This is a genomic window from Enterobacter chuandaensis, from assembly GCF_039718975.1.
GTDB classification, from domain to species: Bacteria; Pseudomonadota; Gammaproteobacteria; order Enterobacterales; family Enterobacteriaceae; genus Enterobacter; species Enterobacter chuandaensis.
Genome location: NZ_CP097173.1, coordinates 2,755,783 through 2,778,684, shown reverse-complemented (window position 1 = coordinate 2,778,684; position 22,902 = coordinate 2,755,783). Strand labels below are relative to the sequence as shown.

General features: G+C 56.2%; 25 protein-coding genes. 12 read left to right on the top strand and 13 right to left on the bottom strand.

What is annotated here, in order from left to right; genetic code table 11:
* Positions 1-40: 40 nt before the first annotated feature.
* Positions 41-856 (top strand): 23S rRNA (guanine(745)-N(1))-methyltransferase, encoded by an 816-nt coding sequence (gene rlmA / locus MX657_RS13515; RefSeq protein WP_080329442.1) that lies wholly within the window; start codon positions 41-43, stop codon positions 854-856.
* On the opposite strand, the gene mntP is transcribed toward rlmA, so the two are convergent.
* The 5 genes from mntP to manX form a co-directional block, all read right to left on the bottom strand.
* Positions 853-1,419 carry a manganese efflux pump MntP gene (mntP, locus tag MX657_RS13510; RefSeq protein WP_133300906.1) on the bottom strand — a complete coding sequence of 189 codons (567 nt, stop codon included), beginning with the start codon at positions 1,417-1,419 and terminating at the stop codon, positions 853-855. The genes rlmA and mntP overlap by 4 nt on opposite strands.
* A 399-nt stretch (positions 1,420-1,818) precedes the next feature.
* The gene (locus MX657_RS13505; protein ID WP_080329440.1) at positions 1,819-2,277 is read right to left on the bottom strand and encodes a DUF986 family protein; all 459 of its coding nucleotides are present in this window, start codon (positions 2,275-2,277) and stop codon (positions 1,819-1,821) included.
* A gap of 55 nt (positions 2,278-2,332) precedes the next feature.
* The gene (locus MX657_RS13500) at positions 2,333-3,184 is read right to left on the bottom strand and encodes a PTS mannose transporter subunit IID (protein ID WP_006810994.1); all 852 of its coding nucleotides are present in this window, start codon (positions 3,182-3,184) and stop codon (positions 2,333-2,335) included.
* Between the two features lie 12 nt (positions 3,185-3,196).
* A complete protein-coding gene (gene manY, locus MX657_RS13495; RefSeq protein ID WP_003859914.1) occupies positions 3,197-3,997 on the bottom strand; it encodes a PTS mannose transporter subunit IIC in 801 nt (266 codons plus the stop codon).
* Positions 3,998-4,044: 47 nt separating this feature from the next.
* A complete protein-coding gene (gene manX / locus MX657_RS13490) occupies positions 4,045-5,007 on the bottom strand; it encodes a PTS mannose transporter subunit IIAB (RefSeq protein ID WP_346805970.1) in 963 nt (320 codons plus the stop codon).
* Between the two features lie 264 nt (positions 5,008-5,271).
* Here manX and MX657_RS23710 point away from each other — a divergent pair, with 264 nt between their 5' ends.
* The gene (locus tag MX657_RS23710; RefSeq protein WP_119915887.1) at positions 5,272-5,481 is read left to right on the top strand and encodes a protein YoaL; all 210 of its coding nucleotides are present in this window, start codon (positions 5,272-5,274) and stop codon (positions 5,479-5,481) included.
* Positions 5,469-7,028: a CNNM family cation transport protein YoaE gene (gene yoaE / locus MX657_RS13485; RefSeq protein WP_119915886.1), complete on the top strand. Its 1,560-nt coding sequence runs from the start codon at positions 5,469-5,471 to the stop codon at positions 7,026-7,028. The genes MX657_RS23710 and yoaE overlap by 13 nt, the downstream gene beginning before the upstream one ends.
* Positions 7,029-7,034: 6 nt before the next feature.
* Here yoaE and MX657_RS13480 read toward each other — a convergent pair whose 3' ends face one another.
* The 4 genes from MX657_RS13480 to pabB all read right to left on the bottom strand — a co-directional run bounded on the left by MX657_RS13480 (position 7,035) and on the right by pabB (position 12,223).
* Positions 7,035-8,633 carry an EAL domain-containing protein gene (locus MX657_RS13480; protein WP_119915885.1) on the bottom strand — a complete coding sequence of 533 codons (1,599 nt, stop codon included), beginning with the start codon at positions 8,631-8,633 and terminating at the stop codon, positions 7,035-7,037.
* 130 nt (positions 8,634-8,763) lie between these two features.
* Complete coding sequence (sdaA, locus tag MX657_RS13475) at positions 8,764-10,128, bottom strand: L-serine ammonia-lyase (RefSeq protein ID WP_346805969.1); 1,365 nt, start codon at positions 10,126-10,128, stop codon at positions 8,764-8,766.
* Positions 10,129-10,313: 185 nt separating this feature from the next.
* Positions 10,314-10,892, bottom strand: coding sequence for a CoA pyrophosphatase (locus MX657_RS13470; RefSeq protein WP_080329433.1), 579 nt, complete (start codon positions 10,890-10,892; stop codon positions 10,314-10,316).
* 2 nt (positions 10,893-10,894) lie between these two features.
* A complete protein-coding gene (pabB, locus tag MX657_RS13465; RefSeq protein WP_346808558.1) occupies positions 10,895-12,223 on the bottom strand; it encodes an aminodeoxychorismate synthase component 1 in 1,329 nt (442 codons plus the stop codon).
* Between the two features lie 61 nt (positions 12,224-12,284).
* Here pabB and MX657_RS13460 point away from each other — a divergent pair, with 61 nt between their 5' ends.
* The gene (locus tag MX657_RS13460) at positions 12,285-12,467 is read left to right on the top strand and encodes a YoaH family protein (RefSeq protein ID WP_003859925.1); all 183 of its coding nucleotides are present in this window, start codon (positions 12,285-12,287) and stop codon (positions 12,465-12,467) included.
* Positions 12,468-12,472: 5 nt separating this feature from the next.
* Here MX657_RS13460 and MX657_RS13455 read toward each other — a convergent pair whose 3' ends face one another.
* Positions 12,473-12,817 carry a RidA family protein gene (locus MX657_RS13455; protein ID WP_028013528.1) on the bottom strand — a complete coding sequence of 115 codons (345 nt, stop codon included), beginning with the start codon at positions 12,815-12,817 and terminating at the stop codon, positions 12,473-12,475.
* Between the two features lie 133 nt (positions 12,818-12,950).
* Between MX657_RS13455 and MX657_RS13450 the strand changes: the two genes are divergently transcribed.
* The 5 genes from MX657_RS13450 to rnd all read left to right on the top strand — a co-directional run bounded on the left by MX657_RS13450 (position 12,951) and on the right by rnd (position 19,330).
* Positions 12,951-14,861 carry an ATP-dependent DNA helicase gene (locus MX657_RS13450; RefSeq protein WP_080329431.1) on the top strand — a complete coding sequence of 637 codons (1,911 nt, stop codon included), beginning with the start codon at positions 12,951-12,953 and terminating at the stop codon, positions 14,859-14,861.
* Positions 14,862-14,927: 66 nt separating this feature from the next.
* Positions 14,928-15,623, top strand: a complete 696-nt coding sequence (tsaB, locus tag MX657_RS13445) for a tRNA (adenosine(37)-N6)-threonylcarbamoyltransferase complex dimerization subunit type 1 TsaB (RefSeq protein WP_346805968.1) — start codon at positions 14,928-14,930, stop codon at positions 15,621-15,623.
* A gap of 37 nt (positions 15,624-15,660) precedes the next feature.
* Positions 15,661-16,242 (top strand): Slp family lipoprotein, encoded by a 582-nt coding sequence (locus tag MX657_RS13440; RefSeq protein ID WP_346805967.1) that lies wholly within the window; start codon positions 15,661-15,663, stop codon positions 16,240-16,242.
* Between the two features lie 203 nt (positions 16,243-16,445).
* Positions 16,446-18,131 carry a long-chain-fatty-acid--CoA ligase FadD gene (gene fadD / locus MX657_RS13435; protein ID WP_074164052.1) on the top strand — a complete coding sequence of 562 codons (1,686 nt, stop codon included), beginning with the start codon at positions 16,446-16,448 and terminating at the stop codon, positions 18,129-18,131.
* 71 nt (positions 18,132-18,202) lie between these two features.
* Positions 18,203-19,330, top strand: coding sequence for a ribonuclease D (gene rnd, locus MX657_RS13430; RefSeq protein WP_346808557.1), 1,128 nt, complete (start codon positions 18,203-18,205; stop codon positions 19,328-19,330).
* A gap of 86 nt (positions 19,331-19,416) precedes the next feature.
* Here rnd and minE read toward each other — a convergent pair whose 3' ends face one another.
* Genes minE through minC form a run of 3 tightly spaced genes read right to left on the bottom strand, consistent with a single transcriptional unit; the run spans position 19,417 to position 21,230 of the window.
* Positions 19,417-19,683 carry a cell division topological specificity factor MinE gene (gene minE, locus MX657_RS13425; RefSeq protein WP_003859937.1) on the bottom strand — a complete coding sequence of 89 codons (267 nt, stop codon included), beginning with the start codon at positions 19,681-19,683 and terminating at the stop codon, positions 19,417-19,419.
* A 3-nt stretch (positions 19,684-19,686) separates the two neighbouring features.
* Positions 19,687-20,499 (bottom strand): septum site-determining protein MinD, encoded by an 813-nt coding sequence (minD, locus tag MX657_RS13420; protein ID WP_028013522.1) that lies wholly within the window; start codon positions 20,497-20,499, stop codon positions 19,687-19,689.
* A gap of 23 nt (positions 20,500-20,522) precedes the next feature.
* The gene (gene minC / locus MX657_RS13415) at positions 20,523-21,230 is read right to left on the bottom strand and encodes a septum site-determining protein MinC (protein WP_080329426.1); all 708 of its coding nucleotides are present in this window, start codon (positions 21,228-21,230) and stop codon (positions 20,523-20,525) included.
* A 123-nt stretch (positions 21,231-21,353) separates the two neighbouring features.
* Here minC and MX657_RS13410 point away from each other — a divergent pair, with 123 nt between their 5' ends.
* From MX657_RS13410 to MX657_RS13400, 3 genes are all read left to right on the top strand, one after another.
* Entirely contained in the window at positions 21,354-21,629 is a 276-nt protein-coding gene (locus tag MX657_RS13410) for a YcgL domain-containing protein (protein ID WP_023336061.1), read from the top strand.
* Between the two features lie 47 nt (positions 21,630-21,676).
* Positions 21,677-22,336, top strand: a complete 660-nt coding sequence (locus MX657_RS13405) for a fumarylacetoacetate hydrolase family protein (protein WP_346805966.1) — start codon at positions 21,677-21,679, stop codon at positions 22,334-22,336.
* Between the two features lie 93 nt (positions 22,337-22,429).
* Complete coding sequence (locus MX657_RS13400; protein WP_080329424.1) at positions 22,430-22,870, top strand: YcgN family cysteine cluster protein; 441 nt, start codon at positions 22,430-22,432, stop codon at positions 22,868-22,870.
* The last annotated feature ends 32 nt before the right edge of the window (positions 22,871-22,902 follow it).

Genomic DNA, 22,902 nt, shown 5'->3' with positions numbered 1-22,902 from the left:
GCGGTACACTTCGCCCTTTGGTTTATGTCCCGGAGTTGCCATGTCCTTCAGCTGTCCCCTTTGCCACGCGCCCCTGACGCGCTCAGATAAAAGTTATGCCTGTCCGCAGGGACATCAGTTTGATATGGCGAAAGAAGGCTACGTGAATCTTCTGCCGGTGCAGCACAAGCGCTCCCGCGATCCGGGCGACAGCGCAGAGATGATGCAGGCGCGCCGTGCGTTTCTCGATGCCGGGCACTATCTGCCGCTGCGGGAGACGGTCGCGCAGATGCTTGATGAGCGGGTATCTGACCCGGCGTCCGCGATGCTTGATATTGGCTGCGGGGAAGGGTACTACACCGCGCGGTTTGCGGAGGTGATGCGCCAGAAGGGGGCCGGAACTTTTGGCCTCGATGTGTCAAAAGTGGCGATTCGCGCGGCAGCTAAACGTTATGCTGACGTGACGTTCTGCGTGGCATCCAGCCACCGGCTGCCGTTTGAGGATGCCAGTATGGACGCCGTTATCCGCATCTACGCGCCGTGTAAAGCAGAAGAGCTGGCGCGCGTGGTGAAGCCCGAAGGCTGGGTGATAACCGTCACGCCGGGACCGCGTCACCTGATGGAGCTGAAAGGGCTTATTTACGACGATGTGCGTCTGCATGCTCCACATTCTGAACAGCTGGCAGGTTTTACCCTGAAGCAGGCGCGGTCGGTGGCGTATGAAATGAATCTGAACGGGGAAGAAGCGGTAGCCCTGCTGCAGATGACGCCGTTCGCGTGGCGGGCAAAGCCGGAAGTATGGGAAACGTTAGCGGGGCGGACGACGTTTAGCTGCCAGACCGATTTCAGTATCCACGTCTGGCAGCGCGACGCTTAAGGCGCGAAGTGTGCCCAGAGGATCTGGGCACCAATGCCTATCAGCACAATACCGCCTAAGATCTCGGCGCGTTTACCCAGCAGCGGGCCGATAAACCGCCCGACCATCATGCCCAGCGTTGACATAATCAGTGTTGCGCAGCCAATGGCCAGCGCGGTGGCGATAATGTTCACCTGCAGAAACGCCAGACCCACCCCGACGGCCATCGCGTCCAGGCTGGTGGCAATGGCCGTGGTGACCAGCAGCCAGAAACCGTGGCGATGCAGCGGCTCTTCATCTTCATCGCTGTTACCACGAAAACCTTCAATGACCATTCGGCCACCGAGAAACACCAACAGGACGAACGCAATCCAGTGGTTCCACTCGAGTACGAACTGGCTGGCAAGCATGCCTAAACCCCAGCCGATGAGCGGCGTCAGCGTTTCGATGGCACCAAAGATCAGACCGGTGCGCAGGGCTTCTGAGAACTTAGGTTTGTGGAGTGTGGCGCCTTTGCCAATAGAGGCGGCAAATGCATCCATGGACATGCCAAAAGCGAGGAGGATCGTAGCGGAGATGTTCATAAGAGCGTCCAGACCGGGGATATCCATATGACACATCACTGCCCCCAGTAAACAGCAGTTGATGTATCTATGGTCTCGCCTGATCCTTTTTGCACGGTAAGCGTGCTGAAAGCGATCCGTACGCGCCACGTTTTTCAACGAGTATGTTGACACGTACATTTCCTGCGTGCAGGAAATCGGCTACTCCCCAACGACGGGCGCAACCTTAACATATTTTGAGAATATAAAACAACATCGAAAAAGGCTTAATTTAACCGCCTTTCTGATAACGATTTTCATTTAGATTTATGCGTGAAAATATCGTTAATTAATATAAGTTGATAAGAAAGAGAGTTATAGCAAGGGCTATAATGTGCGCAATGAAATATCGCCATTTATAGCCCTTGCTATAATTATAACTTATTGAGTTTTAAGGAGTAGATTGTAGATCTTTTCGAGGTCATCAATATTCTTGACCCGAATGAGCAGTCGGCGCTGTTCTAATTGCATCACTAACACGCCGTCTTCGGATAAATTCATCTCTTTAATGCGGTTATATTCTATCCAGACATTGGCGAAGAAAAATCCGTGTTTTTTAAAAATGAGTTTTGGCGAGCGGATCCAGAACAGGTAAACCGCCATTAATGCCAGCGCACATAATAACCATGTGGTTAATAGTGCACCGTGGCTGGTCACGTTATTGTAAATCAGGATGACCACCAGACCGGCGAAGATAAACGCATCAATGCGTCCACGGCGTAAGAGGGGAAGGGTCAGCAGCGTCTCGCCGTGGCGGCGAGGCATAATGAACTCGTCATAGATAGCGTAAGCCAGCAGGGCAACAATAAACAGCACCAGTACGATGTCCGTAACAGTCATTCATCCTCCAGATAAAAAAACCGGGGGCAAAGCCCCCGGTCGATAACGCAATGTCTTACAGGCCCAGCAAACCGACAGCGTAGCCCGCGATACCGATGACGAAGAAGCCAACGATGATCCAAAGCGGGTTCACTTTCTTACGCAGCAGCCACATACAGGCGAAGGTCAACAGCAGCGGGACCAGGCCCGGCATCAGCTGGTCCAGAATCGTCTGCACGGTGGTGACGCGGGTCTGACCATCCTGACCGGTGATGGTCGACACCACCAGCGGGATGTTCACATGCGTCCACTTGTTAACCAGTGCCCCCATCACAAACAGGCCGAGAATTGACGCCCCCTCGGTCAGTTTCTGCAGGAAGCCGCCGCCCATATCCTTAACGATGTCCACCCCTTTACGGTAGCCGTAGGCCACGCCGTAGTAACGGGTCAGCAGACGCACCGCGTTGAAGAGGATGAAGAACAGCAGTGGACCGAGCAGGCTGCCGCTCATCGCGATCCCGGCACCCAGCGCCGCGAAGACCGGACGAACCGTACCCCAGAAGATAGGGTCGCCCACACCGGCCAGCGGACCCATCAGACCGACTTTGATACCGTTGATAGCACCATCGTCAATCTCTGCGCCGTTCGCACGCTGCTCTTCCATCGCCAGCGTCACGCCCAGAACCGGCGCCGCGACGTAAGGATGGGTGTTGAAGAATTCCAGGTGACGCTTAATCGCCTGACGACGTGCTTCGTTGTTCTCCGGATAGAGACGTTTTATCGCCGGCACCATAGAGAAGCAGAAGCCCAGCGCCTGCATACGTTCGAAGTTCCATGAACCCTGAAACAGGTTTGAACGGATGAACACGCCACGAATATCACCCGGAGTGAGTTTTTTCTCGGTGGTAGTTTTTGTCATATCAACCATTTCGCTCACCTGTTAGTCCAGTTCGTTATCGAGATCGTTGTTACCAGCAGCCTGCGCTGGGGCACCCGCAACGCGGTTGTATTTCGGGCTGAGCTGGATGTAAAGAATCGCCATTACCGCACCAATCACGCCCAGAGCAACCAGGTTGAAGTTGGTGAAGGCTGCAGTGACGAAGCCGAGGTAGAAGAACGGCATCAGGTAGCCCGCACGCATCATGTTGATGACCATTGCGTAACCTACGACGACGATCATACCGCCCGCGATGTTCAGACCGCTGGTCACGACCTCAGGGATCGCGTTCAGCATGCCCTGAACTTCGCTGGTACCGACAGAAATCGCCACGATTACTGCTGGGATCGCGATACGCATCGCCTGCAGGAACAGGGACGACACGTGGATCCAGGAGAGCGCCGTGAGATTGCCGTTCTCGGCTGCCTTATCCGCTGCGTGCTGGAAGGCCACGGTGATGGTACGCACGATAATGGTCAGCACCTGGCCAGCTGCGGCCAGAGGAATGGCAAGGGCAATACCTGCACCAATACTCTGGTGACCGGCAATAACCAGAACGGTCGAAATGATTGAGGCCAGTGCGGCATCTGGCGCAACGGCTGCACCGATGTTCATCCAGCCCAGGGCGATCATCTCCAGGGTACCCCCGATGATGATACCGGTTTTCATATCACCCAGAACGGCACCAATCAACGTACAGGCCACCAGAGGGCGGTGGAACTGAAATTCATCAAGTACGGATTCCATACCCGCAATACACGCGACGATGAACACCAGCACAATCTGAAGAGTGGTAATCTCCATTGTACTTCTCCTATGACATAAGCTTTATGTGAAAAACCGGCGCGGGCTTATTTCCCAACTTTACCGATCAAATCCATCATTTTCAGTTTCTGGTCTGTGGAAACCTTACGGGCTTCCAGTTCAATACCGCGGGCATTCAGCTTGTTGAATGCTTCGATATCTTTCGCATCGACTGAAATCGCGTTGTTGACCTGCGTTTTGCCCTGACGGAAAGCCATCCCACCGATGTTAACCGAGGTGATTTTCACGCCGCCTTCAACAATACGCTCGACGTCTGTTGGGTTAGTAAACAGGAGCATCACGCGCTCACCCGCATATTTCGGGTTGTTATAAACGCGGATCATCTTGGCGACATCCACGACGTGCGCGGTTACGCCCGGTGGTGCAACCTGAGTCAGAAGGGTTTTACGGACAGTGTCGGCGGCGACTTCGTCACTGACCACGATGATACGTTGTACGTTGGTCTCTTTGGTCCAGCGCGTCGCAACCTGTCCGTGGATCAGACGGTCATCAATACGCGCCAGTCCGATTACCATGTAATCGTTCGGCCCCATTGGTTTCGCCGGTGCCGCCGCTTTTGGCGCTGCTGCAACAGGCGCTGGCTTCTCAACCGGCTGCGCTTTCAGTGCTTTCACACCCTCGCGACCGGTTTCAACAGCCAGTGCTACCAGCTCATCGAAGCTCGGGTTATCGTCGCGTGCCATGAAGGTTTCCACCAGCATAGGGATGTTAACCCCGGCGACGACTTCATAATGCTCTTTATCGACGACAATACGGCTGGCAGCATTGAACGGGCTGCCGCCCCATGTATCAACGAGAAACAGCACGCCTTTGCTGGTATCCAGCTTCGCGAGTTGAGCGTTGTACTTGTCAATCAGCGTCTCGGCGTTTTCACCGGGAACGAAATCGATCCAGCCGACGTTTTCCTGCTCGCCCAACAGCATCTCTGCCGTTTTGAGTAGCTGCTCAGCAGCCCAACCATGTGTGCCTATGACAATAGCAATGGTCACTTGCTACCTCCTTTTATTATCATTAATACGCCTGCCGGGCAGACGTACTGAGAATCGTATTGGCGAACCGAATCGATTCAGATAAGGGTTAGAGTTCAAAAATCTAAGACTTCCGCGAATTATTTTAGACAGTGAAAAAATAATTTATGTGATGAAGATCCGTAATTTAGCTTTCCCGATCGAGCAAATTCTCAACACAAATTTAGTCTTATTGCGTTTTTGCAAAAGAACGTAAATCTTTGCGTAAAAGCTATTGTCTCTGATATGTTTAGCCTCCGTTTACTTGTTCAGGAGTATAGGGCTACAGCCCACTATATGGACCGTCACCGACGTCAGTCATCTAACAGGCCATTCCGCGCCTTCTTCACCGGCGAACCACGCCACGTATCGACTCTGTATGCCTCTTATTTGCCCACGTTGAGTGGGGCACCGTTTTGTCATTCCTTTAGCAGGAGCTTGTCATGGAATTCTTAATGGACCCGTCAATCTGGGTGGGATTGCTTACGCTGGTGGTGCTGGAGATCGTTCTCGGCATTGATAACCTGGTGTTTATTGCCATCCTTGCGGATAAGCTGCCGCCAAAACAGCGTGATAAAGCGCGTCTGATTGGTCTGTCGCTGGCGTTGATCATGCGACTGGGCTTGCTGTCTGTGATTTCCTGGATGGTCACGCTGACCAAACCGCTCTTCTCCGTCATGGACTACACCTTCTCCGGCCGTGATTTGATCATGCTGATCGGGGGGATATTCCTGCTGTTCAAAGCGACAACAGAGCTACATGAACGGCTGGAGAACCGGCAGCATGATGATGGTCACGGTAAGGGCTATGCCAGCTTCTGGGTGGTAGTGCTGCAGATCGTGGTGCTGGATGCGGTCTTCTCGCTGGATGCGGTGATTACCGCGGTCGGTATGGTGAACCACCTGCCGGTGATGATGGCGGCTGTCGTGATTGCGATGGCGGTAATGCTGCTGGCCTCAAAACCGCTGACGCGCTTCGTCAACCAGCATCCGACGGTGGTTGTGCTCTGCCTGAGCTTCCTGCTGATGATTGGCCTGAGCCTGGTGGCGGAAGGTTTCGGCTTCCATATTCCGAAAGGCTACCTGTACGCTGCGATTGGCTTCTCGATCATTATCGAGCTGTTCAACCAGATTGCGCGTCGTAACTTTATTAAGCAGCAGTCAAATCTGCCGCTGCGCGCCCGTACCGCAGATGCCATTCTGCGCCTGATGGGCGGTCGTCGCCAGGTGAACGTCCAGTCTGATTCCGAAAACCGTAACCCGGTGCCGGTCCCGGAAGGGGCGTTTGTGGAAGAAGAGCGCTACATGATTAACGGCGTGCTCTCCCTGGCCTCCCGTTCGCTGCGTGGGATCATGACGCCGCGCGGGGAAATCAGCTGGGTCGATGCGAACCTGAGCGTTGACGAAATTCGTCAGCAGTTGCTCTCTTCACCGCACAGCCTGTTCCCGGTATGCCGCGGTGAGCTGGATGAAATCATCGGCGTCGTGCGGGCGAAAGAGATGCTGGTGGCCCTGGAAGAGGGCGTCAACGTCGAGGCTATCGCCGCCGCGTCACCGGCGATTGTGGTGCCGGAAACGTTAGATCCGATCAACCTGCTGGGCGTGCTGCGCCGCGCGCGCGGGAGCTTTGTTATCGTCACCAACGAGTTTGGTGTGGTACAGGGTCTGGTGACGCCGCTGGACGTGCTGGAAGCGATTGCCGGTGAATTCCCGGACGAGGATGAAACGCCTGAGATTGTGGCCGACGGCGAAGGCTGGCTGGTTAAAGGTGCGACCGACCTGCACGCGCTCTCGCATACGCTGGGGCTGGAAAATGTGATTAACGACGAAGAAGACATCGCGACCGTAGCGGGTCTGGTTATCGCCGTTAACGGTCAGATCCCGCGCGTGGGGGATGTGATCGAGCTACCACCGCTGCACATCACCATCGTTGAAGCTAACGACTACCGCGTTGATCTGGTCCGCATTGTTAAAGAACAGTCTTTCCACGACGAAGATGAATAAGTCCGCTTAACGCAGCGGCATTAAGGGCACGATGTGCCCGTTATGACGCGCTGGCGGGGGAGTACTCTCCGCCAGCCATTGTGGAAAATCCCGCAGCGGCATTGGTCGCGCATAGAAATATCCCTGCAGAACCGGCACGCCGTGACGACGTAAATACCGCGCCTGTTCATCCGTCTCGACCCCTTCCGCCACCAGTTCGATATTCAGGCGCTGACCCAAAGCAATAATGATATCCGTCACCGTTGAGTTCACGGCGTCGGTACCAATTGCGGTGGTAAATGACCGATCGATTTTCAGTACATCCGGATGCAGCTTTTCAAGCCAGGAGAGCGAGCTGTTCCCGGTGCCAAAATCGTCAATGGCGAGCTTCACCCCTTTGCGATGCAGCTCGCGCACGATGCGGTAGTCCACATCCAGCAGCGCGTCCCGTTCCGTTAATTCAATCACCAGCTGCTGGCGCGGGTTTGCGCTAAACCAGTAGCGGTTGAGGTCCTGTAATAAGACCGCGCGCCGGAAATGGCTGGCGGCAATATTAATGCCGATGTGAAAACCGGCGCTGGAGGGGAAATAGCCTATCTGGCGTACCGTTTCGGCGATGACATACCGGGTGAGGGGAACAATCAGGTTATGTTCTTCGGCCAGAGGGATAAACACGTCCGGGGAGATCCACCCCTGGCGCGGGTTATTCCAGCGCAGCAGAATTTCGACCCCGATGCACGTCTGAGTTCGGGCATTCACCAGCGGCTGACAGAAAAGCTCAAATTCCCTTTCCGCAATACCCATATCGATTTCCCAGGTGAAGCTCATGCGGTTCGCTGTGGCCAGCCAGGCGAGATAGCCCAGCAGCAGGCTCAGCATCAGTCCCAGCGGCAGCTGTGCCGGCAGGCTCTTTAAGGCTACTTCGCCGGGACCAGGCCCGCTAACTGTGATGGAGAAGGGATGGCGGGTTGATGACTGCCGGACGAGCGAGCCATCTTCAGCAAAAGCCAGGCTGTCGGTGACGCGTTGACCGTAGCGCAGAAAGCGATCGCCCACGGACAGCGCCACGTCATGGATAAGCGGACGCTCGGGCTCCAGTATCATTCTGGTAATCAAATCAATATTAACGATTTCGATCACGCCATCTGTGCCGCTCGGGGAGACCGGGTTCCACTGGACCAGAATTGGGCCGCCCTTCACCAGCCACCGATCGGTCGATAAAATCAGCTTCGGCGTGCTGGCAGGTAATTCCTGAAGGAGATCATGAATGGGAACATTACGGCTGCCAAAAATACTGGAACAATACAGGACACCGTCTTTAACCAGAGCAACAGAGCGTACCGTCTGCAAAACGGCGGCCTGCTTTCGCAGGGACAAATGCGCCCGGGAGCAGGGCTGCCCCACCAGCTGCTGCAACGCGTTGCGGTTTTTTTCTAAAGAGAGCAGCAGGTTATCGAGAGAGCGAACGGCATGGCTGGTGAAGTCGAGAACGCGCTGCTGGTTGACATTGCGCTGCGAAACAAAGCGAGCGCCTAACGTCAGGATGAGCGTGAGGAGCGCAATCGTCACACAGACGATAACGCGTTTACGGCGATAGTTTTTAATGATCGTTTGTGCAGTTTGCATGAACGGTCGCCTGCTAAGCCACCAGCCCCAAAAGCCGGACGCAACAGTGAAAGTGTAGTGGGGAAAGCAGAAGGAGACGAGAAAGAAGAGGGAAATTCGCCCATCCGTTGCAGATGGGCGAATGAGAGGATTAGTCGCACTGCACCTTAATGGCCAGACCGCCGCGCGAGGTCTCACGGTACTTCGCGTTCATGTCTTTGCCGGTCTCATACATGGTTTCGATAACCTTATCCAGCGACACGCGAGGTTCGCTGGTACGGCGCATCGCCATGCGTGAGGCGTTGATCGCTTTAACGGACGCAATAGCGTTACGCTCAATGCACGGCACCTGCACCTGACCGGCAACCGGGTCGCAGGTCAGACCGAGGTTATGCTCCATACCGATTTCCGCCGCCACACAGACCTGCTCAGGGCTTGCGCCCAGCAGTTCCGCCAGGCCGGCCGCAGCCATGGAGCAGGCCACGCCCACTTCACCCTGACAGCCCACTTCCGCACCGGAGATGGACGCGTTCATCTTGTACAGCGCACCGATGGCACCAGCCGCGAGGAAATAACGGATGTAGATGTCCGGCGTCACAGGCTCAATAAAGTGATCGTAGTAGGCCAGCACCGCCGGAACGATGCCGCAGGCACCGTTAGTTGGCGCCGTCACAACGCGACCCCCCGCAGCGTTCTCTTCGTTAACCGCAAGGGCAAACATGTTGACCCAGTCAACCACGTTCATCGGGTCGTTGGAGAACTTATCGGTGGTCACCAGCATACGGCGCAGGGCAGAGGCACGACGCGGTACGCGCAGCGGCCCCGGCAGAACGCCTTCGGTGTTCATCCCACGGTCAATACAGGCGCGCATGGTTTGCCACACGTTGGCAAAATAGTCTTCGATCTCTTTTTTGCTGTGCAGCGCCAGTTCGTTCTGCATCAACATGCCGGACAGCGACAGGCCGGTCTCTTTGCAGTAGCCCAGCATTTCGGTAGCCGATTTGAACGGATAGGGCACATTCACATCGCCCGCGCTCTCTTTACCAAAATGCTCTTCATCAACGATGAAGCCACCACCGATGGAGTAGTAGGTTTTGCTGTAGATCTCTTTTTCACCGCTCCAGGCGTGAATGGTCATGCCGTTTTCATGCAGCGGCAGGTTGTCGCTACGAAAACGCATCCCGTCATCCTGCGGGAAATCCACTTCCTGCTGACCGTTAGCCAGCAGCAGGCGTCCGCGCGTTTCCACGTCGCGGATAAATGCCGGAATGGCATCAATATCAACAGTGTCCGGCATGTTGCCTGCCAGACCCATAATAATGGCGATATCGGTGTGGTGGCCTTTACCCGTTAATGACAGCGAGCCGTAGACGTCCACGGCAACACGGGTAACGCTTTCCAGTAATCCTTTTTCGACCAGATCATCGACGAACTGTTTACCGGCCTTCATCGGCCCTACAGTGTGGGAAGAAGATGGACCAATCCCCACTTTGAACATGTCGAATATACTAATCACTTTCACACTCCTGACAGGGTTACCGGGGTTCCAGTAACGATGTAATAACTGCGCATAGTGTAAGAGGGAACACTGACCTCGGCTTAACTATTCACATGAATTAAACTAATGGTTAACGATGGGTTTTGCTAATAGCGCGACACGGATCGCAAACCTGCCAGAAAAGGGTGGAATGTAAAGTATAGTCAAGGCTTCAGGCCGATTTGCAGCGCCAGTTCACGAATGATGCCCGCCGTCATGCCCCAGACAAAATAATGCTGATACCAGGACAACCAGACCCGATGGTCATGCCCCCGGCGATGGATATCCAGCGGATGATAGCGGCTTAGCCGGAGCGCCTCTTCGAGCGGCATCTCAAACACCGCTGAGACTTCATCGACGCTGGCGTGATACTGCAGGCCGGGGGGAATAATACCGACCACAGGCGTGACCTGAAAACCGGTCACGCTGTCGACGGGCGGCAGCACGCCGATGACTTCCACCGCGTCAGGGGGGATCGCCACCTCTTCCTGCGCTTCCCGCAGCGCGGCGGCAATCAGCGACGCATCGGTGCTGTCCACCGCGCCTCCGGGAAAAGCAACCTGACCGGCGTGTTTTCGCATATGCGGCGAGCGCTGCGTAAGCAGCAGGCCCGGCTGTTCCCGGCGCACCACCGGGATCAGCACCGCCGCCTGACGCTGATTCAGCGTGGCGCGGTTGACCTGCGGCCGCAGCAGCTGAAAGCGCGACAGAAAATCATCCAGCGTCAGGTTCTCTTTCTCCACCGTTAGTTCTCCAGTTGTTTCAGGATGCGGTTCACCTTATCAAAGGTTTCCTGGTATTCCGCCTCGACCTGGCTGTCCGCCACAATGCCGCCGCCCGCAGAACAGTAAAGGTTGCCGTCGCAGGCCGTCAGCGTGCGAATGGTGATGCTGGTATCCATGGTACCGCACAGGCTGATATAGCCGATGCTGCCGCACCAGGCACTGCGGCGGTGCGGTTCCAGTTCGTCGATGATTTCCATAGCGCGAATTTTTGGCGCGCCGGTGATGGAGCCGCCCGGGAAGGCGGCGCGCAGCAGATCGCAGGCGGTGCGTGAGGCGGGCAGGCGCGCGGTGATGGTGCTGACAAGGTGATGTACCGCCGGGAACGGTTCGACGACGAACAGTTCCGGCACGCGCACGCTGCCTGGTTCGGCGACGCGGCCAATATCGTTACGCATCAGGTCGACGATCATCAGGTTTTCGGCGCGATCTTTCGGTGAGGCGGCGAGTTTCTCCGCCTGCTGGCGGTCGGCGTCCGGATCGGCAAGGCGCGGTAGTGTGCCTTTAATCGGGCGGGTCTGAATCGTACCTTCCGCCAGATGGATAAAACGCTCCGGCGACAGGCTGAGGACGGCCCCCTGTTCCAGACGTACGAACGCGCTGAACGGCGCCTTATTGCTGGCATTCAGGCGGGTAAAGGCCTGCCACTCGTCTCCCTGATATTCTGCCTGGAAACGCTGGGCAAGGTTGACCTGATAGCAGTCACCGCTTTGCAGATAGGCCTGAACGCGCGCGAATTTTTCCGCGTATTCCATCGCACTCATATTTGAGCGCCAGCCGGAGGTCAGGGCAAACGTCTCAGTTGAGGCAGGCTGTTGCGCCTCAAGCCAGGCCAGACGCGCCTGCACGTCACCATGGCTCAGCAGGGAGACCGTTTTTTTCTGATGGTCCACAATCAACGCCCAGTCGTACAGCCCCACGGCCATGTCCGGCAGGGAAATATCAGCCTGCGCATGCTCGGGCAGCGTCTCGAAGCGGCGGCCCAAATCGTAGCCAAACAGGCCCAGCGCGCCGCCCTGGAAGGGCAGGTCCGGGGTTGGGGTAGCGGATAAGCCCAGCGCGTGGATTTCCTGCTGTAGCTGCATCAGCGGATCGTCCGAGAACGCAAGGTCATCGGTGGTCAGCGTTTTTAGCGGATCGGCCACCAGAATATCGAAGCGGCTGTAGGGGTGATCCGCATGGCCGGAGTGCAACAACATCGCAAAGGGAAGATGGCTCAGACGAGCAAACCAGAACTCAGCGGCGTCAGCGCGCCAGGGTAAGGTAATAACAGTGGGGAAGCGCATGTTCATGTATGGCATACTACCGGGCAGCGTGAAATAATTAGCGCGGATAATTTAGCAGGAGTTGACGATGTTTGCAGGTTTACCTTCTCTCAGCCATGACCAACAGCAGAAAGCCGTTGAACGTATCCAGGAGCTGATGTCCCAGGGGATGAGCAGCGGACAGGCGATTTCCCAGGTGGCGGAGGAGCTGCGCGCCACCCATACCGGCGAGCGGATCGTGGCGCGTTTTGAGGATGAAGATGAAGAGTAACGGGCTTAAACCGCCGCGATAATCTTGATCTCTACCTTATACTCCGGTTTCATCAGCGTGGCCTGTACGGTGCAGCGTACAGGCGCGTGACCCGCCACCACCCACGCATCCCAGGCTTTATTCATCGCCGCGAAATCGTCTTTATTTGCCAGGAAAATGGTCGCATCCAGAATGCGGGATTTATCGCTGCCCTGTTTTTCCAGCACGGCATCAATCTGCGCCAGGGTATTCGCCGTCTGTTCGAACGCATCCGCGTCCAGATTTGACGGTACACCGGTGTAGTACAGCGTCTGGTTATGGATCACCACATCAGACCAGCGGGCTTCGGCATCAATGCGCACAATTGTCATAAACGTATCCTCGTTATATTTCGTCGTCAGGCGGCAAGACTGCCATATTGTTCCGCCGTCGTCACTATTTGGGGTGGCACAGGAGAGGATGGACTGACATAATCCCTGTGCAAAAATACAGTGAGAGAGCAACGTGGCAGACGATTTTTCCCCTGAAGGTCAGTTAGCACAGGCTATTCCCGGTTTTAAACCGCGCGAACCCCAGCGTCAGATGGCGCACGCCGTCGCGCACGCTATCGAAAAGGCGCAACCGCTGGTGGTGGAGGCCGGAACCGGAACGGGGAAAACCTACGCTTACCTTGCGCCCGCACTGAGGGCGAAAAAGAAGGTTATTATCTCCACGGGGTCAAAGGCGCTTCAGGACCAGCTCTACAGCCGGGACTTGCCGACGGTGGCGAAAGCGTTGAAATACAAAGGTCGCCTGGCGCTGCTGAAAGGGCGTTCTAACTACCTTTGCCTGGAGCGACTCGAACAGCAGGCGCTGGCGGGTGGCGACCTGCCGGTACAAACCCTGAGCGACGTCATTATTCTTCGCGCCTGGGCCAACCAGACGGAAGAGGGGGACATCAGCACCTGCGCGAGCGTGCCGGAAGACTCCCCGGCCTGGCCACTGGTGACCAGCACCAACGACAACTGCCTCGGCAGCGACTGCCCGCTGTATAAAGACTGCTTTGTGGTGAAAGCGCGAAAAACGGCGATGGATGCAGACGTGGTGGTAGTGAACCACCATCTGTTCCTCGCGGATATGGTGGTTAAGGACAGCGGTTTTGGTGAACTGATCCCCGAAGCGGAGGTGATGATCTTCGATGAAGCCCATCAGCTCCCGGATATCGCCAGCCAGTATTTCGGCCAGTCGCTTTCAAGCCGCCAGCTTCAGGATCTGGCGAAAGATTTCACCATTGCCTACCGTACCGAACTCAAAGATACCCAGCAGCTGCAGAAGTGCGCTGACCGGCTGGCGCAAAGCGCGCAGGATTTCCGCCTGCAGCTTGGCGAGCCGGGCTATCGCGGCAACCTGCGCGAACTGCTGGCGGATAAAAATATCCAGCGCGCGCTGCTGCTGCTCGATGATGCGCTTGAGCTCTGTTACGACGTGGCGAAGCTGTCCCTCGGACGCTCCGCGCTGCTTGACGCCGCCTTCGAGCGCGCCACGCTCTATCGCGGGCGGCTGAAACGGCTAAAGGAGATCAACCAGCCGGGCTACAGCTACTGGTACGAATGCACTTCCCGCCACTTCACCCTGGCGCTCACGCCGCTGACGGTGGCCGATAAATTCAAAGAGGTGATGGCGCAGAAGCCGGGAAGCTGGATCTTCACTTCCGCAACCCTGTCGGTAAATGACGATCTGCACCACTTTACCGAGCGCCTCGGCATTGAACAGGCGGAATCACTCCTCCTGCCGAGCCCGTTTGATTACGAAAAGCAGGCGCTGCTCTGCGTGCCGCGTAATCTCCCGCTGCCGAATCAGCCGGGCGCGGCACGGCATCTCGCCGCGATGCTCAAGCCGATGATTGAGGCCAACAACGGCCGCTGTTTTATGCTCTGCACCTCACACGCCATGATGCGCGACCTCGCCGAGCAGTTCCGCGCCACCATGACCCTGCCGGTGCTGTTGCAGGGGGAAACCAGTAAAGGGCAACTGCTCCAGCAGTTTGTCAGCGCCGGTAATGCCCTGCTGGTGGCGACCAGCAGCTTCTGGGAAGGGGTGGACGTGCGAGGCGATACGCTCTCGCTGGTCATCATCGACAAGCTGCCGTTTACCTCCCCGGATGACCCGCTGCTCAAGGCGCGGATGGAGGACTGTCGTCTGCGCGGAGGCGATCCGTTTGACGAGGTTCAGCTGCCGGACGCGGTGATTACCCTTAAGCAAGGGGTAGGGCGCCTGATCCGTGACGTCACCGATCGCGGCGTGCTGGTGATCTGCGATAACCGGCTGGTCATGCGTCCTTACGGCGCAACCTTCCTCGCCAGCCTGCCGCCGGCCCCGCGTACGCGGGACATTAAACGCGCGGTGCGTTTCCTGGCGAACCCAACGGCGGAGTAATTTGCCCCGGAGTGTGCTAAGATGCGCGCCATTTTGTGACTGACCCTTGCGAGAGCGCGACGACTGATGCGAATTCTGGCTATTGATACCGCGACAGAGGCTTGTTCTGTCGCTCTGTTAAACGACGGTGCTGTTTCTGCTCATTTCGAAGAGTGTCCACGGGAACACACCCAGCGTATTCTGCCCCTGGTGAAAGCCATTTTAACCGAGGGCAACACCGCCCTGACCGACCTCGACGCGCTGGCCTTTGGCCGCGGCCCTGGCAGCTTTACGGGCGTACGTATTGGGATTGGCATTGCGCAGGGGCTGGCGCTGGGCGCTGACCTGCCGATGATCGGCGTCTCTACGCTTGCCACTATGGCGCAGGGAGCCTGGCGCATGACGGGCGCGACCCGCGTGCTGGCCGCTATTGATGCCCGCATGGGGGAAGTCTACTGGGCGGAATATACCCGTGACGAAAACGGCGTCTGGCAGGGTGAAGAGACGGAAGCGGTGCTTAAGCCTGAAGCCGTTACTGAACGCCTGAAGCAGCTGTCCGGCGAGTGGGCGACGGTCGGCACGGGCTGGGCGGCGTGGCCGGAGATGGCGAGCGGCACCGGCGTGACGCTGGTGGACGGCAACATGCTCCTGCCTGCGGCGGAAGATATGCTCCCGATTGCCCGTCAGCTGCTTGCAGCAGGAAAAACCGTTGCCGTTGAACAGGCGGAGCCGGTTTATTTGCGAAACACCGTCGCATGGAAGAAACTTCCGGGCCGAGAGTGAATCTCAGTAACAGGAACTGAGAAAAAGGAGTCGCATCATGGCGGTTCAAACTAAAGTAGTACGTCTTTTTATGGCAGGCGCGGTTGCCATAGCACTGAGCGGTTGCGTAACCGTACCTGATGCGATCAAGGGCAGCAGCCCGACGCCACAGCAGGATCTGGTTCGGGTGATGAACGCGCCCGAGCTTTACATCGGCCAGGAAGCGCGCTTCGGTGGGAAAGTGATAGAAGTGCAGAACCAGCAGGGGAAAACCCGTCTGGAGATTGCCACGGTACCGCTCGACGGCGGCGCGCGCCCCGTACTCGGTGAAGCCTCTCGCGGGCGCATCTATGCCGACGTTAGTGGCTTCCTCGACCCGGTCGATTTTCGCGGACAGCTGGTCACCGTTGTCGGGCCGATCACCGGTTCGGTGCAGGGCAAAATCGGCAACACGCCGTACAAGTTTATGACCATGCAGGTGAACGGCTATAAGCGCTGGCGTATCGCCCAGCAGGTGGTGATGCCGCCTCAGCCAATCGATCCGTGGATGTGGGGTCCACATCCTTATCGTTACGGTTATCCGGGATGGGGCTGGTATAATCCGGGCCCTGCGCAGGTTCAAACGATCGTAACTGAGTAACTTACTGTTATTATTAGGAAAGAGACAGCGGCTCAGCCGCTGTCTCTGTTTTTTTACGGATAAAACGAAAAAAAAGAGTGACGCGCTTCGCAACCTGCAATCTGAACAATTAATAAACTGGTACGCTGAGTTAATATAATGTTAACAAACTGTTTATTATCGGGGCTGTGATGACGACGAACACTCATTTCAGAGGTGATGCATTGCAAAAGGTTTGGCTTAACCGTTATCCCGCAGATGTGCCTGCGGAGATCAATCCTGACCGTTATCAATCCCTGGTGGAATTATTTGAGCACTCGGTAAGACGTTACGCAGATCAGCCCGCGTTTGTGAATATGGGCGAGGTGATGACGTTCCGTAAGCTTGAGGAACGTAGCCGGGCGTTTGCGGCTTATCTGCAGGAAGGGCTGGGGCTGCAAAAAGGGGATCGCGTCGCGTTGATGATGCCGAACCTGCTGCAATACCCGGTGGCATTGTTCGGCATCCTTCGTGCCGGGATGATTGTCGTCAACGTCAACCCGCTTTACACGCCGCGCGAGCTGGAACATCAGCTGAACGACAGCGGCGCGGTGGCGATTGTCATTGTTTCCAACTTTGCCCACACGCTGGAAAAGGTGGTCGACAAGACTCAGGTGAAGCACGTCATCCTGACGCGCATGGGCGATCAGCTTTCCACCGCCAAAGGGACGCTGGTTAACTTTGTCGTTAAATACGTCAAACGTCTGGTACCTAAATACCATCTGCCGGATGCCATCTCCTTCCGCCGCGCGCTGCATGCGGGCTATCGCATGCAGTACGTCAAACCGGAAGTGGTCTCTGAAGACCTGGCCTTCCTGCAATACACTGGCGGCACCACCGGCGTTGCGAAAGGGGCGATGCTGACCCACCGCAACATGCTGGCGAACCTCGAACAAGTCAATGCGACCTACGGCCCGCTGCTGCATCCGGGTAAAGAGCTGGTGATCACCGCGCTGCCGCTGTATCACATTTTCGCGCTGACCATGAACTGCCTGCTGTTTATCGAGCTGGGCGGGCAAAACGTATTGATCACCAACCCGCGAGATATTCCGGGGCTGGTGAAAGAGCTGGCAAAGTACCCGTTCACCGCCATGACCGGGGTGAATACCCTGTTTAACGCCCTGCTCAATAACAAAGAGTTCCAGCAGCTGGATTTCTCCACGCTGCACCTCTCCGCGGGCGGCGGCATGCCGGTCCAGCAGGCGGTGGCCGAGCGCTGGGTGAAGCTTACCGGACAATATCTGCTGGAAGGCTATGGCCTGACGGAATGTGCCCCGTTGGTCAGCGTCAACCCGCATGACATCGACTACCACAGCGGCAGCATCGGTCTGCCGGTCCCGTCGACGGAAGCAAAACTGGTGGATGATGAGGATAACGAAGTGCCTCACGGCGAGCCGGGCGAGCTGTGCGTCAGAGGGCCGCAAGTAATGCTGGGTTACTGGCAGCGTCCCGATGCGACTGACGAAATCATTAAAGACGGCTGGCTGCACACCGGTGATATTGCGGTGATGGATGACGAAGGCTTCCTGCGCATCGTCGATCGCAAAAAAGATATGATCCTGGTGTCCGGCTTCAACGTCTATCCGAACGAAATCGAAGACGTGGTGATGCAGCACAGTGGCGTACTCGAAGTGGCGGCGGTGGGGGTTCCTTCCGGCAGCAGCGGTGAAGCGGTGAAGATATTTGTGGTCAAGAAAGATCCTTCTCTCACTGAGGATGCGCTGATAACGTTTTGTCGCCGTCAGCTGACGGGCTATAAAGTGCCGAAGCTGGTTGAATTCCGCGATGAGCTGCCGAAATCCAACGTCGGGAAGATATTACGACGAGAATTACGTGACGAAGCCCGTGCCAAAGTAGACAATAAGGCCTGAGCTTCACGTTAATCGCCCAGACGCCGGTTAAGCCGGCGTTTTTTATGGGCGCAAACAAAAGAGAATCCGATTTGAATTACCAGATGATCACCACCAACGACGAGCTGGCTTCGCTGTGCGAAGTGACGCGCGACTTTCCCGCCATTGCCCTGGATACCGAGTTTGTCCGTACCCGGACGTACTATCCGCAGCTGGGTTTGATTCAGATGTACGACGGTAAGCACGTCTCGCTGATCGACCCGCTCGGCATTACCGACTGGACGCCGATGCGTGACCTGTTGCTCGATACTGCGGTAACGAAATACCTGCACGCGGGCAGTGAAGATCTGGAAGTCTTTTTGAATATCTTTGGCATCATGCCGCAGCCGCTGATTGATACGCAGATCCTCGCGGCATTCAGCGGTCGTCCGCTGTCGTGGGGCTTTGCCGCTATGGTGGAGGAGTATACGGGCCTGACGCTGGACAAAAGCGAATCCCGTACCGACTGGCTGGCGCGCCCGCTTACCGAGCGTCAGCTGGAATACGCGGCGGCAGATGTGTTTTACCTGCTGCCGATTGCCGGACAGCTGATGAAAGAGGCGGAAGCCTCTGGCTGGCTGTCTGCCGCGCTGGACGAGTGTCGCATGACGCAGCAGCGTCGTCAGGAAGTGGTCGACCCGAAAGACGCCTGGCGTGATATCACCAACGCCTGGCAGCTTCGCACGCGTCAGCTGGCCTGCCTGCAGCTGCTGGCGGACTGGCGCCTGCGCAAAGCGCGCGAGCGCGATCTGGCCGTTAACTTTGTGGTGCGTGAAGAGCATCTCTGGGCGGTCGCGCGCTATATGCCGGGTAGCCTTGGCGAACTGGACAGCATCGGGCTTTCCGGCAGCGAGATCCGTTTCCACGGTAAAACCCTGCTGGCGCTGGTCGCTAAAGCGCAGGCGCTGCCGGAGGATGCCCTGCCTGAGCCGCTGCTGAATCTGATGGATATGCCGGGCTACCGCAAAGCGTTTAAGGATATCAAAGCACTGGTAGGGGATGTCGCAACGGAAAGCAAGCTGAGCGCTGAACTGCTGGCGTCACGCAGACAAATTAACCAGCTGCTGAACTGGCACTGGAAGTTGAAACCGCAGAATGGCGTGCCGGAGCTGATGGCGGGCTGGCGCGGGGTATTGATGGCCGATCGCCTGAATACGTTGTTGGCGTCATATCCACGCTAAAGCAGAGTAGCCCCGGTAAGCGAAGCGCCACCGGGGAAATTGCCGGGCGGCGCGACGCTTGCCCGGCCTACAAAACCACAACCGAATTAACGCGACTCTTCCGCTTCCGGAAGCGTTACGTTCAGCTCCAGAATCGAAATATCCCCGTCTTTTTGTTCCAGCTGTACGGTGACCATCTCCGGGTCAATCTGCACGTACTTACAGATCACCTCGAGAATGTCCTTGCGCAGCTGCGGCAGGTAGTGAGGCTCGGCGTCGCTACGACGACGCTCCGCAACGATGATTTGCAGGCGTTCTTTTGCGATGTTGGCGGTGCTTTTTTTCCGCGAGAGAAAAAAGTCCAGTAATGCCATAACTTATCCTCCGAACAGGCGTTTGAGGAAACCTTTCTTCTCTTCTTCAATGAAGCGGAAAGGACGTTCTTCTCCCAGCAGACGGTCAACGGTATCGGCGTAAGCTTTACCTGCATCTGCCGTTGTATCAAGGATCACGGGCTCGCCCTGGTTAGAGGCGCGTAACACGGACTGGTCTTCCGGGATAACGCCAACCAGTTTAATGCGCAGGATCTCCAGCACGTCTTCCATGCTCAGCATGTCACCTTTGTTTACGCGACCCGGGTTATAGCGGGTCAGCAGCAGGTGCTCTTTGATCGGATCCTGGCCATTTTCCGCACGGCGGGATTTCGAGGCCAGAATACCGAGAATACGGTCGGAGTCACGCACGGAGGAGACTTCCGGGTTGGTGGTGATGATCGCTTCATCAGCAAAGTAGAGCGCCATCAGGGCACCGGTCTCGATGCCGGCAGGGGAGTCGCAGACGATGAAGTCGAACTCCATTTTTTTCAGCTCGTCGAGCACCTTTTCCACGCCTTCACGGGTCAGGGCGTCTTTGTCACGCGTCTGCGAAGCCGGAAGAATGAAGAGGTTCTCGGTGCGCTTGTCTTTAATCAGCGCCTGGTTCAGCGTGGCATCGCCCTGAATGACGTTTACGAAGTCATATACGACGCGACGCTCACATCCCATGATGAGGTCGAGGTTACGCAGACCGATATCGAAGTCGATAACGACGGTTTTCTTTCCCTTCTGGGCCAAACCAGTAGCGATGGCCGCGCTGGAGGTGGTCTTGCCAACGCCTCCTTTACCCGAAGTAACAACAATAATGCGTGCCATAGAAATTCCTTGTTAAAAAGGGATCAATTCAACGGTTGAACGGTCAACGCGTCGTCTGCCAGAAGCAGGCGAGCCGCTTTGCCATAAAATTCAGCTGGGATCTTGTCGCTCAGCCAATATTCACCTGCGATGGACACCAGCTCCGCCGTCAGGTGAGTACAAAATATTTGCGCGTCCCGATCGCCACTTGCGCCCGCAAGCGCACGCCCACGCATCATACCGTAAACGTGAATATTGCCATCTGCAATAAGCTCTGCGCCAGCGCTGACGTGGCTTGTAACAATCAGATCACAGTTTGGTGCATAAATGCGCTGACCGGAACGAACCGGTACATCAATCATTCGCGTTTTTGTGATAGCGGTAACGTTTTGCACCGCAGGAGGGGGCGTTGGCACGGCAGCGGGTGCTGCACGTGGGGCTTTTTCTTTGCCTTCATTAAGCAGCGGCAGCCCCGCACGGTCGATTTCTGCTTTTAGCCCGGTATCTTTGCAGCCGCTGATGCCGACGATACGCAGCCCGGTGGAGGAGACCGCCTGCTGGAGAAGTTTCCAGTTAACCGGCGCCTCGAGACCGCTGACGTTGATGACAACAGGGGCGTGTTTCAGAAAGGCGGGAGCCTGGGCGATTTTGTCTTCTAACGCCTGACGAATAACCTCGGGTTTTGCATCATGCAAATGTACCACTGATAAGGTGAAGCTACTGCCTTTAAGCTCGATGGGCGTGTTTGACATCCTGGCCTTACTCAATTTGCTATTAACCGCAACCATTCGCTGCGATATTCCGAAGAGTATCAGGCATGTTATAGTCAGGAGTATATTGAGGCAAGCAACCACCCATTAATTCAGAGTAAAAACATGTTTTGTGTGATCTACAGAAGTACAAGCCGTGACCAGACCTATCTTTATGTCGAAAAGAAAGACGATTTTTCACGCGTGCCGGAAGAATTAATGAAGAACTTTGGCCGACCACAGCTGGCAATGCTGCTGCCGCTGGATGGCCGTAAAAAACTGGTGAACGCCGATCTGGAAAAAGTGAAAACGGCGTTAGCCGAGCAGGGCTATTATTTACAGCTTCCACCGCCGCCTGAGAATTTATTAAAACAGCATCTTGAGGCGACCGGGAAAAAATAGTCTCAGCTGTTTTCGGGCATAACACATCAACCGATTAGGGGTCGAGCATGTATCAACATCATAACTGGCAAGGTGCATTACTGGATTATCCCGTCAGCAAAGTGGTCTGCGTGGGCAGCAACTATGCAAAACATATTCAGGAGATGGGTAGCGCAACGCCAGAAGAGCCGGTCCTGTTTATTAAACCCGAGACGGCGCTTTGCGATATCCGCCAGCCGCTGGCGCTTCCGCAGGGGTTGGGGTCGGTGCATCACGAAGTGGAGCTTGCCGTGCTGATCGGCGCAACGCTCCGTCAGGCCTCCGAAGAGCATGTCGAGAAAGCGATTGCCGGCTACGGCGTGGCGCTGGATCTGACTCTGCGTGACGTGCAGAGCAAAATGAAGAAAGCGGGGCAGCCGTGGGAAAAAGCCAAAGGCTTTGATAACGCGTGCCCGATTTCTGGCTTTGTTCCGGTAGGTGAATTTACTCACGATCCGCAGAACACGCCGCTCAGCCTGAAGGTTAACGGCGAGATGCGCCAGCAGGGGACTACCGCTGATATGATCCACAAAATCGTCCCGCTGATCGCCTACATGAGCCGTTTCTTCACCCTGAAACCGGGCGATGTGATCCTCACCGGCACGCCGGAAGGCGTGGGCCCGCTCGCCAGCGGCGATGAACTGGAGGTCGGTTTTAACGGCCTGTCGCTAAAAACCCGCGTGCTGTAACCCCATCTTGCCGCCTGAAGAGGGCGGCAAAACTTGCAACAACGTGCCAGACTCGTTATAAGGTGCGCTTTCTTTTGACGTGTGGACATCCTGATGAACGACATCCCTTTCTGGCAAAGCAAAACTCTCGACGACATGACCGACGCGGAATGGGAATCCTTGTGCGATGGCTGCGGCCAGTGCTGCCTGCACAAGCTGATGGATGAAGATACGGACGAAATCTATTTCACCAACGTCGCCTGCAAGCAGCTGAACATCAAAACCTGCCAGTGCCGCAACTATGAGCGCCGGTTTGAATTTGAGCCGGACTGCATTAAATTAACCCGTGATAATCTGCCGACCTTTGAATGGCTGCCGCACACCTGCGCGTATCGCCTGCTGGCGGAAGGAAAAGATCTGCCGAACTGGCATCCGCTGCTGACGGGCTCAAAGGCAGCGATGCACGGTGAGCGTATCTCGGTGCGTCACATTGCGGTGAAAGAGTCTGAGGTACGGGACTGGGAAGATCACATCATGAATCACCCTAATCGGTGATAATAAAAAACCCGCCGGAGCGGGTTTTTGCT

What these genes read in the sequence shown, in the direction of transcription:
- minD (WP_028013522.1), bottom strand. Translation starts at nt 20,499, where the DNA reads ATGGCACGCATTATTGTTGTTACTTCGGGTAAAGGAGGCGTTGGCAAG.
- tsaB (WP_346805968.1), top strand. Translation starts at nt 14,928, where the DNA reads ATGCGAATTCTGGCTATTGATACCGCGACAGAGGCTTGTTCTGTCGCT.
- manY (WP_003859914.1), bottom strand. Translation starts at nt 3,997, where the DNA reads ATGGAGATTACCACTCTTCAGATTGTGCTGGTGTTCATCGTCGCGTGT.
- MX657_RS13400 (WP_080329424.1), top strand. Translation starts at nt 22,430, where the DNA reads ATGAACGACATCCCTTTCTGGCAAAGCAAAACTCTCGACGACATGACC.
- MX657_RS13480 (WP_119915885.1), bottom strand. Translation starts at nt 8,633, where the DNA reads ATGCAAACTGCACAAACGATCATTAAAAACTATCGCCGTAAACGCGTT.
- pabB (WP_346808558.1), bottom strand. Translation starts at nt 12,223, where the DNA reads ATGAACATGCGCTTCCCCACTGTTATTACCTTACCCTGGCGCGCTGAC.
- minC (WP_080329426.1), bottom strand. Translation starts at nt 21,230, where the DNA reads ATGTCAAACACGCCCATCGAGCTTAAAGGCAGTAGCTTCACCTTATCA.
- MX657_RS13410 (WP_023336061.1), top strand. Translation starts at nt 21,354, where the DNA reads ATGTTTTGTGTGATCTACAGAAGTACAAGCCGTGACCAGACCTATCTT.
- MX657_RS13460 (WP_003859925.1), top strand. Translation starts at nt 12,285, where the DNA reads ATGTTTGCAGGTTTACCTTCTCTCAGCCATGACCAACAGCAGAAAGCC.
- MX657_RS13505 (WP_080329440.1), bottom strand. Translation starts at nt 2,277, where the DNA reads ATGACTGTTACGGACATCGTACTGGTGCTGTTTATTGTTGCCCTGCTG.
- yoaE (WP_119915886.1), top strand. Translation starts at nt 5,469, where the DNA reads ATGGAATTCTTAATGGACCCGTCAATCTGGGTGGGATTGCTTACGCTG.
- MX657_RS13500 (WP_006810994.1), bottom strand. Translation starts at nt 3,184, where the DNA reads ATGGTTGATATGACAAAAACTACCACCGAGAAAAAACTCACTCCGGGT.
- MX657_RS13405 (WP_346805966.1), top strand. Translation starts at nt 21,677, where the DNA reads ATGTATCAACATCATAACTGGCAAGGTGCATTACTGGATTATCCCGTC.
- MX657_RS13440 (WP_346805967.1), top strand. Translation starts at nt 15,661, where the DNA reads ATGGCGGTTCAAACTAAAGTAGTACGTCTTTTTATGGCAGGCGCGGTT.
- minE (WP_003859937.1), bottom strand. Translation starts at nt 19,683, where the DNA reads ATGGCATTACTGGACTTTTTTCTCTCGCGGAAAAAAAGCACCGCCAAC.
- MX657_RS23710 (WP_119915887.1), top strand. Translation starts at nt 5,272, where the DNA reads ATGTTTAGCCTCCGTTTACTTGTTCAGGAGTATAGGGCTACAGCCCAC.
- rlmA (WP_080329442.1), top strand. Translation starts at nt 41, where the DNA reads ATGTCCTTCAGCTGTCCCCTTTGCCACGCGCCCCTGACGCGCTCAGAT.
- MX657_RS13455 (WP_028013528.1), bottom strand. Translation starts at nt 12,817, where the DNA reads ATGACAATTGTGCGCATTGATGCCGAAGCCCGCTGGTCTGATGTGGTG.
- mntP (WP_133300906.1), bottom strand. Translation starts at nt 1,419, where the DNA reads ATGAACATCTCCGCTACGATCCTCCTCGCTTTTGGCATGTCCATGGAT.